We start from the raw sequence: 13,561 nt of genomic DNA, 5'->3' as shown, positions 1-13,561 counted from the left end.
TCTCACCTACATCGAATGGGGTGGTTGGGAAGCTGCGAGACTCCCGCGGGAATGGATTGACTGGCGAGACCCCGCAGAGCGAAGCTCGAGGAGGCTTGCCGTCATCCCCGCAGGAAAGCGAGTAGCTTCCCAGCCACCCCTGACGCCCAACATGGCAACGAAACCCGAAGACATCTCGAAACTGAGTCTTCAAGAATAGGGGGCTTTATTGAAAAAAGAAAGAGTCTTTGAGAGTGTCCGGAGGGGACGCTTCAAAGACTCTTTTTACTTATATTTAGCCATGAATTCACGATCAATTTTATTTTTCAACTGCCACGCCTTCTTATTGTGCGAACTGACCGGTCCATACACAAGAAACCCTTTCTTCCCGCCTGTGGATAGAATATAAAGGGCATTCTTTTGTGGAACGAACGAGTCCAGTGGTAAACCGGAAAGGTAGTTTTTCAAGTTCTTCCAAAGGACCGGCCCCTGTCTTACGGCATACACACCACTTTTCGGAAGGCTCGGGTAATCAATCATTGTGACACAATCACCAGCACCAAAGATGTAATCATAGTCACGGAATTGCAGGGTCGATCGTACAAGTGCGAAGGAACGTTCATCTATGGCGAGTGACGACTTTTCGAAAATTGGATCTCCAATGGCTCCACCCAGCCATAATACACCCGTATGGCGAACTCGATTTCCGTTGTCCGTTTTGACGAATTCTTCAAAAACCTCTTCGACACGTTCGTTCTGCCAGACACGGACCCCTTTTTTCTCCAGTAACTTTTTCAATCTTGCTGAGACCCACTTCGGTCCATCAGCAAGTATTCGATCAGACGTAATCACACGGACTTGGCCGGGGATTTTGTGTTTATCCTTATAAGCTTGGATCGCCATGGCAAGCTCTGTTCCAGCCGCACCACCCCCAACAATCAACGGTTTTGTCGTCTCTCTCAACGTTCTAATCTGATCTGTAAATTCGTAATTCGGCTTAATTGTTCGTGCAGCTGAGTCCTCAAACGATAAGGGTAAACTTTTAGAGCCAATATCGAAACTTACGACATCAAAGGGATAAACAGATCCATCTTCACACACGATCTTTTTTTGTTGCGGTTTTATAAAGGCTGCTTTCTTCGGAATCCAATGGACGTTGGCTGCATTCGCTAACTGACGAATATCAACACGAATATCCTCTTCAGAATAAAGACCTTCTGTGTATCCTGAAAACATTCCTGAATAGTACTGATAAGGCGAAGGTGTAATCATACAAACATCGACCTGCCTCCAACTTTCATTCCGCAACCGATTTAATATTTCCAAGTGAGCATGACCTGCGCCAATGAGCAATAACCTTTTTGACAAGAGAGCACCTCCTTACAGAAAACGCCCACATGGCAGGACCATGTGGACGCGTACTTTACAGACTTGCTTGTAAAAACTCCTCTACTTCTTCTGGAGTTTTAGCATTCGCACTATGAAGATGGGCTTTTTTGTTACCATCTTTAAAAATGAGGATGCTTGGAATCCCCATCACTTCATACTTTTCTGCGACCTCTGGAAGTTCATCGCGATTGACATTATACCAATCGTATCCATTATATTCCTCTAGGATGTCACCAATAAACATATCCATGCGTCGGCAATCCGGGCACCAGTCTGCTTCGAATTTCACGATGACCGGACGGTCGCTTGCAATTGTTTCGTTGAACTTATCCGTTGTATGAATGGCTTCCATCAAACTCAATCTCCTTTATAAATAACTACTTCTTATCATACCCAAAATGTATACATTTGTCTTTCGTCAGGCTTACTTGTATTCCACCCTGCCCAATAGCCATGCAGCAAGCAAACCTCCAAGGAATGCAATGATACTGACAAGCATCATCACTCCCATTTCAGGCACACCAGGAAAAATAACGAATACAGAACCAATAACCAGACCAATAATGACCGCGAAGGTCCCAGATGTATAATTTTCAAGGAAAAACTTCACAATCTTACTCATCACAACGATACCACAGACGATTCCTGCACCTACAACGGCGATGATATCAATTCTGAAATCAGAAATCCCTGAGGTTACGGTCGTATATACTCCGATAATCAATAGAATAAATGAACCGCTGATTCCGGGTAGAATCATAGCACTGCTGGCAATCCATCCGGAGAAAAACAACAGAATGTATCCGGCAAACGATAAGTTTTGCATGGGTTCAGACTCTGTTGTCTGGAAAAATGCCATGGAGGCGACTAAGACAGCTCCGATCAGTAGTAACAAAAAGTGTTTCGCTTTAAAATTATGCTTTACATCTGCTTTATGTGTTAAGTACGGCAACACTCCGATAATCAAGCCCAGGAAGAAAAACTGGGTCGGCCCCGGGTAGTGTTCAAATAACCACTCGATCAAGTTGGCCATCAAACCGATGGCGATAACCACTCCAATTCCAAGTGGCAATAAAAATTTTAGATGTGTTCTCCATTCTTTACTAAAAAAACCGTTGATGGCATCAATCAGACGGTCGTAAATGCCGAGAACGACTGCAATCGTCCCTCCACTTACACCTGGAACGACATCACTCGCTCCCATCAGCATCCCACGATAAATATTTCTCCATTCCCACATATCTCTGGCTCCTTTTATATCTAACCCATTTCCTTTTTATTCTATCAGATTCCTCTAAGCTTTTATGATACATTTTCATGAAAAAAAACACAAAGAGTTCAAACCTGAATCCAATCCTTTGTTATCGACACTCCTTAAATAAAAAGGCATCCAAGGAATCTATCACTCTTAAAATGTAATACGCTCTATCAAAATGAGAAGATTGATGGAAGAAGGAACTTCCGCTTCTTATCGCGAAAGTTCCTTCTGATTAGGCTGATGTTTTTTCTTCTTTATCCTTCCCTCGATCAAGCGCGATTTTATCTGCTCGAATCGCCTTATATAAGGATACGACCATCAAAATCATGATGAAAGAGAATGGAAAGGCAGCGGATATGAGTGCGTTCTGCAGCGCCTGCAGTCCACCGGAATATAATAGTACAGCGGCCATGGACGACTGGACAATTCCCCATACGAATTTAACCATCGTAGGTGGTGTTAGAGATCCATTTGTCGTCTGCATCCCCAATACAAATGTTGCAGAGTCTGCGGATGTAATAAAGAATGTCCCAATCAATACCATCGCGATAATCGACAGGATCAAACCTAGTGGGTAATTATCAAATGTTCCGAACATCACTTGTTCTGTAGCTAGATCGGAAAGCCCTCCTTGCTCTTGTTGGACTTTGATCGCTGAAGACCCGAAAGTTGAAAACCATAGAAAACCTACAACAGAAGGTACGAGTAGGACTCCTGATAAAAACTCTCTAATTGTACGTCCTTTGGAAACACGAGCAATAAAGATTCCCACAAATGGGGACCACGCAATCCACCATGCCCAGTAGAAAACCGTCCAGTTGTTGATCCATGTACGGTTTTCTTCATTGTTCGGTGCAAGACGGAAACTCATGGTCGGCAAGTTTTGTAAGTAAGCACCAATCGTATCTGTAAACATGTTCATAATGAAGAGCGTTGGACCTACAATCAACGTGATGGTAAGCAAGGCTAAAGCTAGAACCATATTTGTATTACTTAAATAACGAATCCCCTTACTCAATCCCGTATAAGCGGAAATCATGAACAAAACGGTAACGACGGCAATGATGAGCAATTGAATACCGAATGAATCTTCAAGGGGGGTTAAGAACGTCAAACCGCCATTGATCTGTGCTGCACCAAATCCAAGGGTCGTCGCTACACCGACAATAGTCGCAAACACGGCGATGACATCGACGACTTTCCCCCACGGCCCATTCATTTTATCTCCGAATAAGGGCTCGAGTGTTGAACTAATTAAAGCTGGTGAACCTCGACGGAACTTGAAATAAGCGAGGACTAGAGCAACGATTGCATAGATTCCCCATGCATGAACTCCCCAGTGGAAGTACACAAATCGCATGGATTCATTCAGAGCGGCCGCTGTCCCCGTCTCTGCGGTCGGGGCATTATTGGCATAAAAGTAGATCGGTTCTGCTGCTCCCCAGAAGACGAGTCCGATTCCCATCCCGGCACTGAAAAGCATCGCGAACCATGTCGCGTAATTGTATTCAGGCTTGTCCGCAGGCTTTCCAAGTTTCATTTTTCCATAAGGACTGAAAATCATATAAAGACAGAAAATCACAAAACCAGTAACGATCAGTAAGTAATACCATCCAAAGTGAACAGAGATGTAAGATTGGATACTCCCTGTGATACTTTCAAGATTTTTGGGGGCAACCGAACCCCAAACGACTGAAAATAGCGCAATGGCTAATGTAATCCAAAAAACAGAAGTGACTTTTTTCATTGTTAACTCCTTTCCAAAACTTGTGCGTATTTTCGAAACAAGGGGATGTTCATTCGAGGGGGTAGTGTTCGATGTATGTTTATCGAATACCCAAACCGAGAAAAAATAAACAATTCGTCGAATATTCCCTACATAAATATAGCCCAAAAGACGGATGTCTCCTGGGCTTTTATCATTTTATAAGTTTCTTAGAATGAACGTTCAATAGAGTAAAGCTTCCAGCCACGGGTGTTCAGGCTGGTGATGCATCAACGCCTGTTTCAACCACTCCTTCTGATGATCATTCAAGAAAGGGAAGACGTGAAGAAAGTCCTCCGCGTCTTTCTCTGTTGTATAGGTTGATTTATAAAGAAGCACAATTTCAGGGTTCAAATACGAATGCCCATGTTCTGACTGCAGATGCATACGACTGATTTCGAATGTAATAAAGGGATCTCTTCTGAACTGCCAGCGATGCTTGTTTTTTTCATTGAGGAGAATTTCTAATCGATGGCCCTCTTGAGAAAAGGCATGGATTTCATGGTCAGGAAGTGTAAGTGTCTCTCCTTCCCAACGCTTGATATCCTTCTTTTTGACGACATGTAAATCCCACGATTTCAATGCTTCGTATAATTCGTGTTGGTCTTCACGGAAAATGGCGACTTCCACATCTTCGTGATGCCTCGTTTCTTCTCCGATATGAAGGTCAATGGCCCATCCTCCTGCAAACATCCATTCACTATCAAATTCACTTAACCATTGGCGGACTTCTGTACATTTTTCAAACATGCGAAACCTCCTCTTCATCATTTTGTCCGAGTTTAAAATCTCATAACCACGATCCTGCGACAACTCTTCTTTTTAGAAAAGTTTTCTTATACGATGAAAATAGATTAAAACATGGGGGAATGGATATGCTGAAAGGAAATCTTGTTGAACTCCGTCCTGTTTCAAAGGACGACTTGAAACATTTATTTAAATGGGCGAATGATGAAGAAATAGCGAACCTTGCACATGGGAGCGACTCCGCCTATCAAAATAACAACCCGCAAGAAGATATAGAAGCTTTTTATGAAAAAAACCTCACCGCACAACCTCTTTGGGAAAATGGACGTGTTTTTATTGTCTATACGATGAGTACAGGAGTGCCTATTGGAAAATGCAGCTACAGCAACCTCAATCCAGTGACAAGGACAGCAGAAATCGGTTTGAGCCTCGGGGAAAGAGAATATTGGGGACGTGGATATGGCAGCGACATCATTCAAACATTGTTGAAACACCTCTTTTACACATTGAACCTTGAACGAGTTCAACTGGACACATGGAGCGGCAACACACAAGCGCTAAGACTCTATGAAAAAACAGGCTTCCAGACAGAAGGGCGACTCAGAAAAAATGAATATGTGGATGGCGCTTATTATGACACCATTCTCATGGGAATGCTTCGTTCCGAATTCAAGTTGTAAATGTTTTTCATAGGAAAATGTAGGGAATAACTAAATCGATCATTAAATTCATGTTCATCTACTATCCATGTTTCATGAAAGGAGTCCACGATGAAAGATCAACTTAAAAACCCTGTTTTTCTCATCTCCGCTACCGTCATCACCGTCCTAGTCATCGTAGGAGCGATCAACCCTGAAGGCTTCGGTACAGTTGCTGGTGCCTTATTTGAATTTACTACTGTTAATTTCGGTTGGTTTTATCTCATATCCGTCTTCGGCTTTGTCATATTCTTAGCTGCTCTCGGACTGAGTAAATACGGAAAAATCAAAATCGGGCCTCAAGATTCAAAACCTGAATTTCCTTTCTTTACGTGGATTGGAATGCTATTCTCCGCCGGATTCGGGGTAGGACTCGTATTCTGGGGAGTCGCAGAACCGATGAGCCACTTTTTCGAAACCCCCTTCTCAGATTTGGATGCCCAAACCGAGGATGCGGCGCGTGTGGCCATGGGCTATTCATTCTTCCACTGGGGGATTAACCAATGGTCCGTTTTCGCCATTGTCGGGCTGCTTATTGGCTTCTTGCAATTCAGGAAGGAAAAGAATGGTCTCGTATCTACAGCTCTTGAACCCGTACTCGGGAAATCAAAGCCTGTGAAGTACACCATCGACTCATTAGCCGTCATCGCTACAGTGATGGGAATCGCGACTTCCCTTGGACTGGGAATCCTTCAAATGAACGGTGGATTAAACGCGGTATTCGGCATTCCGAATAGTACATCGATCCAGCTTATCATAACAGGCGTACTGCTCGTCTTATACTTAACTTCATCCAGTACTGGATTAGAAAAAGGGATTAAATGGCTTAGTAACTTGAACCTGGCCCTTTGCTTAGTTTTACTTTTATTCGTCTTCTTCGCTGGTCCGACTGTCTTTATTTTAAATAGTTTCACCTTAGGAATCGGGGATTATATCTCGAACTTTGTGGGGTATAGTCTAAGGTTGACCCCTTATGAAGGAGGGAGTTGGCTCCGGGATTGGACGATTTTCTATTGGGCGTGGGTTATTGCATGGTCTCCATTTGTCGGGGCCTTCGTTGCCCGCGTTTCCCGCGGCCGAACGATCAGAGAGTTCATATTCGGCGTCCTTGTCGTTCCACCGCTGATTGCTTGCTTATGGATCGCCGTTTTCGGTGGAACCGCCTTGAACAGTGACTTGAACAATGGAACCAAGATTGCTGAAGCCGTCAACAATGATGTGACGGTCGCCCTCTTTAAAGCCTATGAATACCTGCCTCTTACAGGTATTTTATCCTTCTTATCGATTTTATTGATTGCGACGTTCTTGATCACATCTGCTGACTCAGCCACATACATTTTGGCAAGTATGACGACCAATGGCAGCCTAACCCCTGCCCTTGCCATTAAAGTGATTTGGGGTATCCTGATGGCAGCCATCGCGGGTGTGCTCCTGGTTGCCGGTGGCCTGGATGCCTTGCAGACGGCTTCCCTCGTTTCTGCTCTTCCGTTTACAGTGATCATCATTCTCTTCGTTTATGCCTTTACGAAGATGATACGAAAAGAACCACTGCCCGAACGACACAAAAGAAAGAAAGAATAATTGAACGAAAAAGGTGTCCTTTTCCAATCACGGAAGGACACCTTTTCTGTTTCATCCCAACTTTTAGATTTCTGGATTCTCTATACTCCAATAACCTCCATCACCTGGGTCGTGGGCGGTCTTCATCTCTCCCATTCCCCATGAACCTGCGAGGATTAGAAAAAGAACAAGAAATAATCCGGCTAACCTTTTCATAAAAGAAAACCTCCATTTATTTTTATATTCTTTCTAAATATGCTAGTGGAAGTTGGGCAAAGAAGTAATCCCCTTGTTCATGGATGAAACGATGATAGGAATGCTTGAGCATCTCCCTGTTTCCTTTAGCCAGACCCAAGTAACTTTCTTGAAAGGGCGTGAGTGATGGCAAGGAGTGCAGGATTTCCTGAGTCTTTTTATAATCTCCTCGTGCTAAAGCAAGGTGAGCTTGCTCTACTGGATCTGTGGTAGATATCCCTTCTGTTTCCTGATGAAAAGCAGATATGAAAGGAAGCGAGCGATTTTTCACCGTTTGCAAAAAACGTAAATGCCCATGTTTTTCAGCAATTTCCATAGACTTTAATAACGATTCCATAGAAGAATCATAGCCATTAAAAAGCTGGCATAACGCCAAATCATGATGCATGCGGCTCTTCCTTCTTGGAGATACTTCTGTGTTGATCATTTTATATGCATAACGGCTAGCAAGAATGGAGTTATTGGTCTTCCAATAATGATAAAAAAGCAGCTCTTGATAACGTTGATTCAAATAATAATACATCAGAGGCTCGTCTACTTGCTGAAGCGCCTGATCGCATTCGTCCAAATACTTGTCCAAGGCTGTAAATACTTTCAAATCTTGATAAGAATAAACGAGGGTGAACAAATGAAGACATCGTAACGATGGATGTGTAAAATGGAGATCTTTTAATTCATCCAAATAATTTTTCTTTTTATCTCTACCCATCTGAGACAGGATCACCTGATACAAGTGCCCCGCCTCTTTATTTATGTAAGGGGAAGCAGTAATGACAGACAACTCTTCAAAAAAATCATTCATATAAAAAAATTCCATACAGACTATTTGGTCATCGATCGATGTGGGGAACTGGGAGAGGATGTGGTCTTTCGTCTGTAAGACAGCATCTTTTCTAGGGTACTTCCTTAAGTAACCCAGGTATGCATCATATAAAAAGGAAGTGCGACTCATTTGAAGCTTTCGCAATGGGCTCGGTTCAATTAGTTGATAATCTGTCAAAACACTCGCCCTCCTTATCTATCTTTCTTCTATTTTATTGAATTTTCGAAAATATGTCTATAAAAACTTAAAGATATTGAAATATTTATGGATTATATTTCCTTTTACCCACCTCTTCATATTCCATATACGCTCCCTTTAGTTGAAGACTCAGTTTCGAGACTTTTGTTGAGTGGATGGGGCGGAGGGGAATAGCTCGCTTTCCGCGGGAGCGCGGTGAGCCTCCTCAAGCTTCGCTCTGCGGGGTCTCACCATGCACTTTTTTCCCGCAGGAGTCTCGCCATTCCCCTCCGCCCCTTTGCCATTTAAGTATCTCGAAACCACTTTCGGAATTAGCTGCTTTTATGCACATGGTTATTGGAGGAGAATCAACTCCTAAGCACACTATTCTGCATGCGAAAAGCTTGTTATAGAGCGCTTTTTGCGTATAAGACCAGGATAGTGGAAGGCACCCTCCCCCAGTAAATGGGTTCGTTTCTCACTTTCATGGTATGGGGTGGTTGGGAAGCTGCGAGACTCCCGTGGGAGAAGGAGATAGGCGAGATCCCGCAGGACGAAGTCCGAGGAAGCTCGGCGCTCCCCCACAGGAAAGCGAGTTGCTTCCCAGCCACCCTGACGCTCAACATGGCAACGAACCCCGCATCTCGAAACTGAGTCTTACACAATCCTGCCATATTGTTTAATAAACTGGGTATAGAAAAAAGACACTACTTGAATGTAGTGTCAGAAAATGTTTGAGGTGAGGTACCATACGTTCCATAAAAGCAGGCTGTAGACAATGAGACGCTCGCTGTTGGATCCTGTTCGGAAGGTAAAGATGAACTGTAAATATTTCTTGGAAAAAGGATAAGCCAATGGGATGCCTTTTTTCGTTATGTAATCCCCGAACAAATGGGAAACCACTCCTATGATCAATCCTCCGATATACATACGGGGGATGGCGAAAGCTTGTTCAAGGATAATGCCGTACCCGATGAGTAAACCGACAAACAACACGGAGTGGGTCATTTTTCTATGTCCACGAATCATAATGAGGATGGGTAAAAGCAACATGACGAATATTTTAAGTTGTTCTCGATATGTATCCAAATACTCCGGAACAAACAAGTAACAAAGAAATGCGACGGTAAAGACCGTCATAAGTCCTCGCCAAAACTTGTGGCCGAGGGTAGATGTAGGTGTGTCGATATCCGGCAAAAGCGAGCCGAAAAGGACAAACACAAAAAATAAAACCGTTTGGAGAGGCTGTTCAGGCATCCACTCGAACGTAGGGAGTAATGTCATTGCCCCCACTCCGAAAGTGAAGCCCACAACCTGGTGTCCTGATGCCATCATGATGTGTAGCGATCCCCTCTTTTCTTATGTACATTTCACTATGGAGAGCCCCATATCCGGGTCGTGCTCCTATAAAAATAAACCCACAAAACTGTGGGCATCTATTCAACAGTCTTTTTCGGGAAGTCCAAGCATCTGAAACTTCGGTCCTTCCATTGTCTGCTTACCTTCAATTGTCAAAGTTTCCGTCATATGGGCAATTCTACTGTCTATGGCCACGGGAATAGAATTGATGTGATGAAGTTCATCATCCCCTTCCGGTTCACCAATCGTCATACCTATATCTGGTTCCCCACACCCGTATCCAGCAAAAAACAAGCGCAGGCATCCTGCATCTTCATCTTCTAAGATTTGATTCAACAAATCTCTCGCTTGGTCGGTGATCTTCATCGACTTCACCCCTTCGACTATAAAATACCATAATTACCAGCACGCCTGGTAGTGATACGAATCGCATCTCATACGCTTTAGCTATTCTTCCCTTCAGCTAAATAAAAATCCCTGGTGGATTTTCCACCAGGGATGAAGAGATTATTTATTATACGGCGCTCGCATTGATTTCAACGTCGATATTTCCACTTGTCGCTTTAGAGTATGGGCATACTTTGTGAGCTTCCTCAGCAAGTGATTCCGCTTCTTCCTGAGAAACGCCTTTCACTTTCACATTAAGGACAACGCCTACTTTAAAACCATTGTCCGATTCATCTTTCAAAAGGCTGACGTCAGCAGTGATTTCAGATTCGATATCTTTCTTCTGTTTACTTGCAACCAAGTTTAGTGCTCCATCGTAGCAAGCGGAATAACCAGCAGCAAATAATTGCTCTGGGTTCGATCCTTTTTCATCACCTTCACCAGGCATGGAAAGGTTCAAATCAATTAAACCGTCATCTGACTTAACGTGGCCATTTCGTCCACCTTGTGCTGTTGCATGTGCGGTAAACATTACATTACTCATTATCCATCACTCCTTGACTAATAATTGAATCTACTACAGTTACATTCCTCATCTTGCCGTTGATTAAACATTTCTATTCATCATAGACGCGGTACTCCTTTTGCAAGTCCGCAGGTGCCATCTTCACCATCCATTGCATGATGTAAGTGAAAACAGCAAGGTCATCGACGAGACCGAAAAATACGAGGAAATCCGGGATGACGTCCCATGGGAACAGAAGATAAGCCACTAATAGTACAACGGAAAACCATTTCTTCCCGGCACTCACGTCTTTTGATTTGAAAAATCGCACGAGAAACGGCACAGATTTTCTGACATTGAACAGAAACTTAATTCTTCGCCATAAACGAATCATCGCCTTCCCTCCTCTCCCTATTATACCCTTCTTATTCCGACATGAAGCAAGCATAATCCTCACAATTGCTTAAATAAGACGTATACTTTACCATGAAAAGAAAAGAGACTATTCCACATATACTCCAACCGTTACGGTGATTCACGCTTACCTGCCATGAAGGAAGGCGGTTGAACTTCGAGCTGTACCCGCCATGCAGAATTTCATAAGATAATCGGGCCATCTCAACACATACTACCATTAGCTACATAGCCCATTTTATTAATTTCTGCATACGATAACATAGCTCAAAGAAAATTGAAGGGGAGAAAGTTGTCATGAAGATCCTACTATTGAACGGAACCATCGTCGGGAAAAAGACCCGGACGCTCCTTGATGAAATCGAAAAATATATACAACAGCTGCCAACGGACCACACCACAAAAATTGTTGATCTCGAGGACTACGAGCTTCAATTCGTAGATGGCCGCCCAGCGGAAGAGTACAATGATGATATGAAGAAATTAATCCATGAAATCGAAGAAGCCGATGCTTATGTCCTCGCTACTCCCGTTTTTCAAGGATCGATCCCAGGTACTTTGAAAAACGTATTTGATGCAGTATCGCCCCTTGCCATGCGTTATAAACCCGTATCGATTGTGGCTAATGGGGGAACTTTGCAACATCACCTCGTTGTAGAAAATCAATTAAAACCGATCCTGAATTATTTCCGGTGCATGGTAACACCGAACTACGTATATACACACACGAATCACTTTTCAACTCAAGGAGAGCTCATAGACGAAGACGTACGAAACCGCCTGAAAGAGATGACGGTCGTCTTTAATCAATACATGCAGATGAGTCGGGAACTTGAACCAGATAAGTAAGCAATACCGTTTTTCAGTTAAACAGGCTGATATTCCTTTCGATATTAAAAAGCGCGGGCTCTTTTATAAGACCCCGCGCTCCTTTATGCTCTTCCGAGTATTTTAGTTATGTAATTTTGCGTTTCCCGGAATGGTGGTACACCCTCATACTTGTCTACATTGCCAGGACCGGCATTATAAGCAGCAAGCGCTAATTCGGTATTTCCATCATAACGATCGAGCATTTGCCTTAAATATTTTGTCCCGCCCATTAAGTTTTGCTCCGGATCAAATGGATCTGTAACGCCAAGGCCCTTTGCTGTTGCGGGCATAAGCTGCATTAACCCTTGAGCTCCTGCATGACTGACGACACCAGCATCAAAGTTTGATTCAGCCTTCACCACGGACCTTACCAGTTTTTCATCGACCCCATAGCGCTCTGAGGCTTTCTTTATGAGCTGATCTACACCCGCGTTTCCACTAGTTACATCCGCAATGTTATTCCCTTCCTGGCTTTTCTCCACAGGGACTGGTACTTGCTGAGCTGTAAGGCTGCTCACTGGTTGTGTAAGGCGGTTTGGCACAGAAGGCCCGCTCGCACGAAACGATTGATCCATCGCTGCATTCAACAGGCTTTGAAACGTCATATCCTGCATTCCGCCTGAAAAAGTGTTCGAATTCCGATTGCCTAACATAGACATGGCCTGCATTTGAATCATTAGTTGGATTTTACTGACATCCATGTGCTCCACTCCATATAGTTGATAGTTCAAGTGTACAAGATTCATGCTTTTTCAACAATCACTCTTCTGAATATATTTTACAATTTACCAATAGTAGTCAAAACTTGAGAAAATCCTTTCTTAAAACCTCTATTCAGTTATCATTTTTGAACGTTTTTTTCCCAAAGCAGCAACAAGGGAAAAGGTGATACAATAAGGAATAGCAAAAGAGATACTGAATCGTGCTCGTGCGCTGTCGTGCTGGTTGTCCACGACTTTGCACATGGTTTTTTGTTTATTTGTATTCATTTCTTACTAAAGTACTCTCTTTTGTCTCTTACGTCGAATCACCCTATTATTTTTCCCCGCCAGGAAAAATAACCTGTAGATTTCATGGTCTGTCTCCCTTCAATGAAAAGACACGTACCATCACCCCCTTTTGCCCATTCAAAAGGGGGCTTTTTTTATCCTCTTTTATCTCACTAAAGCTCCCGATTGTGGAACACTCAGTTTCGAGACTTTTGTTGAGTGGATGGGGCTGCGGGGAATAGCTCGCTTTCCGCGGGAGCGCCATTCCCCTCCGCCCCTTTGCCATTTAAGTATCTCGAAACCACTTTCGGAATTAGCTGCTTTTATGCACATGGTTATTGGAGGGGAATGAACTCCTAAGCACACTATTCTGCATGCGAAAAGCT

Annotated in this window: 15 protein-coding genes; 3 read left to right on the top strand and 12 right to left on the bottom strand. The window is 43.4% G+C overall.

What is annotated here, in order from left to right:
- Window positions 1–264 precede the first annotated feature (264 nt).
- From DYE48_RS20525 to DYE48_RS20505, 5 genes are all read right to left on the bottom strand, one after another.
- The gene (locus DYE48_RS20525; RefSeq protein ID WP_115825169.1) at window positions 265–1,347 is read right to left on the bottom strand and encodes an FAD-dependent oxidoreductase; all 1,083 of its coding nucleotides are present in this window, start codon (window positions 1,345–1,347) and stop codon (window positions 265–267) included.
- Window positions 1,348–1,402: 55 nt separating this feature from the next.
- Window positions 1,403–1,720, bottom strand: coding sequence for a thioredoxin family protein (locus DYE48_RS20520; RefSeq protein ID WP_115825168.1), 318 nt, complete (start codon window positions 1,718–1,720; stop codon window positions 1,403–1,405).
- Window positions 1,721–1,792: 72 nt separating this feature from the next.
- Window positions 1,793–2,608, bottom strand: a complete 816-nt coding sequence (locus DYE48_RS20515; protein ID WP_115825167.1) for a DUF368 domain-containing protein — start codon at window positions 2,606–2,608, stop codon at window positions 1,793–1,795.
- 250 nt (window positions 2,609–2,858) lie between these two features.
- Entirely contained in the window at window positions 2,859–4,373 is a 1,515-nt protein-coding gene (locus DYE48_RS20510) for a glycine betaine uptake BCCT transporter (protein ID WP_115825166.1), read from the bottom strand.
- A gap of 201 nt (window positions 4,374–4,574) precedes the next feature.
- Window positions 4,575–5,141: a nucleotidyltransferase domain-containing protein gene (locus DYE48_RS20505; RefSeq protein ID WP_167449567.1), complete on the bottom strand. Its 567-nt coding sequence runs from the start codon at window positions 5,139–5,141 to the stop codon at window positions 4,575–4,577.
- Window positions 5,142–5,266: 125 nt separating this feature from the next.
- Between DYE48_RS20505 and DYE48_RS20500 the strand changes: the two genes are divergently transcribed.
- Window positions 5,267–5,818, top strand: a complete 552-nt coding sequence (locus DYE48_RS20500) for a GNAT family N-acetyltransferase (RefSeq protein ID WP_115825164.1) — start codon at window positions 5,267–5,269, stop codon at window positions 5,816–5,818.
- Between the two features lie 90 nt (window positions 5,819–5,908).
- Window positions 5,909–7,417 carry a BCCT family transporter gene (locus tag DYE48_RS20495; RefSeq protein ID WP_115825163.1) on the top strand — a complete coding sequence of 503 codons (1,509 nt, stop codon included), beginning with the start codon at window positions 5,909–5,911 and terminating at the stop codon, window positions 7,415–7,417.
- Window positions 7,418–7,480: 63 nt separating this feature from the next.
- Here DYE48_RS20495 and DYE48_RS21515 read toward each other — a convergent pair whose 3' ends face one another.
- The 6 genes from DYE48_RS21515 to DYE48_RS20465 all read right to left on the bottom strand — a co-directional run bounded on the left by DYE48_RS21515 (window position 7,481) and on the right by DYE48_RS20465 (window position 11,296).
- Window positions 7,481–7,612, bottom strand: a complete 132-nt coding sequence (locus DYE48_RS21515; RefSeq protein WP_279629310.1) for a hypothetical protein — start codon at window positions 7,610–7,612, stop codon at window positions 7,481–7,483.
- A gap of 22 nt (window positions 7,613–7,634) precedes the next feature.
- The gene (locus DYE48_RS20490; RefSeq protein WP_115825162.1) at window positions 7,635–8,651 is read right to left on the bottom strand and encodes an AimR family lysis-lysogeny pheromone receptor; all 1,017 of its coding nucleotides are present in this window, start codon (window positions 8,649–8,651) and stop codon (window positions 7,635–7,637) included.
- Between the two features lie 723 nt (window positions 8,652–9,374).
- The gene (locus DYE48_RS20480; RefSeq protein ID WP_279629311.1) at window positions 9,375–9,983 is read right to left on the bottom strand and encodes a metal-dependent hydrolase; all 609 of its coding nucleotides are present in this window, start codon (window positions 9,981–9,983) and stop codon (window positions 9,375–9,377) included.
- A gap of 108 nt (window positions 9,984–10,091) precedes the next feature.
- Window positions 10,092–10,376, bottom strand: coding sequence for an iron-sulfur cluster assembly accessory protein (locus tag DYE48_RS20475; RefSeq protein ID WP_115825159.1), 285 nt, complete (start codon window positions 10,374–10,376; stop codon window positions 10,092–10,094).
- Between the two features lie 148 nt (window positions 10,377–10,524).
- Entirely contained in the window at window positions 10,525–10,941 is a 417-nt protein-coding gene (locus DYE48_RS20470; RefSeq protein ID WP_115825158.1) for an organic hydroperoxide resistance protein, read from the bottom strand.
- 73 nt (window positions 10,942–11,014) lie between these two features.
- Window positions 11,015–11,296 (bottom strand): YkvA family protein, encoded by a 282-nt coding sequence (locus DYE48_RS20465; protein WP_244199496.1) that lies wholly within the window; start codon window positions 11,294–11,296, stop codon window positions 11,015–11,017.
- Window positions 11,297–11,613: 317 nt separating this feature from the next.
- Here DYE48_RS20465 and DYE48_RS20460 point away from each other — a divergent pair, with 317 nt between their 5' ends.
- A complete protein-coding gene (locus DYE48_RS20460) occupies window positions 11,614–12,165 on the top strand; it encodes an NADPH-dependent FMN reductase (RefSeq protein WP_089654712.1) in 552 nt (183 codons plus the stop codon).
- 83 nt (window positions 12,166–12,248) lie between these two features.
- Here the strand turns inward: DYE48_RS20460 and DYE48_RS21510 are convergent, their stop codons facing one another.
- The gene (locus DYE48_RS21510) at window positions 12,249–12,887 is read right to left on the bottom strand and encodes a lytic transglycosylase domain-containing protein (protein WP_115825156.1); all 639 of its coding nucleotides are present in this window, start codon (window positions 12,885–12,887) and stop codon (window positions 12,249–12,251) included.
- Window positions 12,888–13,561: the final 674 nt, after the last annotated feature.

This window comes from Halobacillus trueperi, assembly GCF_003386945.1.
GTDB lineage: Bacteria > Bacillota > Bacilli > Bacillales > Halobacillaceae > Halobacillus > Halobacillus aidingensis.
This window is presented reverse-complemented; position numbering and strand designations above follow the sequence as displayed.

Excerpts from the sequence above, each read along its gene's own strand:
- DYE48_RS20520 (WP_115825168.1), bottom strand. The coding sequence starts at position 1,720 with ATGGAAGCCATTCATACAACGGATAAGTTCAACGAAACAATTGCAAGC.
- DYE48_RS20515 (WP_115825167.1), bottom strand. The coding sequence starts at position 2,608 with ATGTGGGAATGGAGAAATATTTATCGTGGGATGCTGATGGGAGCGAGT.
- DYE48_RS20510 (WP_115825166.1), bottom strand. The coding sequence starts at position 4,373 with ATGAAAAAAGTCACTTCTGTTTTTTGGATTACATTAGCCATTGCGCTA.
- DYE48_RS20505 (WP_167449567.1), bottom strand. The coding sequence starts at position 5,141 with ATGTTTGAAAAATGTACAGAAGTCCGCCAATGGTTAAGTGAATTTGAT.
- DYE48_RS20500 (WP_115825164.1), top strand. The coding sequence starts at position 5,267 with ATGCTGAAAGGAAATCTTGTTGAACTCCGTCCTGTTTCAAAGGACGAC.
- DYE48_RS20495 (WP_115825163.1), top strand. The coding sequence starts at position 5,909 with ATGAAAGATCAACTTAAAAACCCTGTTTTTCTCATCTCCGCTACCGTC.
- DYE48_RS21515 (WP_279629310.1), bottom strand. The coding sequence starts at position 7,612 with ATGAAAAGGTTAGCCGGATTATTTCTTGTTCTTTTTCTAATCCTCGCA.
- DYE48_RS20480 (WP_279629311.1), bottom strand. The coding sequence starts at position 9,983 with ATGGCATCAGGACACCAGGTTGTGGGCTTCACTTTCGGAGTGGGGGCA.
- DYE48_RS20475 (WP_115825159.1), bottom strand. The coding sequence starts at position 10,376 with ATGAAGATCACCGACCAAGCGAGAGATTTGTTGAATCAAATCTTAGAA.
- DYE48_RS20470 (WP_115825158.1), bottom strand. The coding sequence starts at position 10,941 with ATGAGTAATGTAATGTTTACCGCACATGCAACAGCACAAGGTGGACGA.
- DYE48_RS20465 (WP_244199496.1), bottom strand. The coding sequence starts at position 11,296 with ATGATTCGTTTATGGCGAAGAATTAAGTTTCTGTTCAATGTCAGAAAA.
- DYE48_RS20460 (WP_089654712.1), top strand. The coding sequence starts at position 11,614 with ATGAAGATCCTACTATTGAACGGAACCATCGTCGGGAAAAAGACCCGG.
- DYE48_RS21510 (WP_115825156.1), bottom strand. The coding sequence starts at position 12,887 with ATGGATGTCAGTAAAATCCAACTAATGATTCAAATGCAGGCCATGTCT.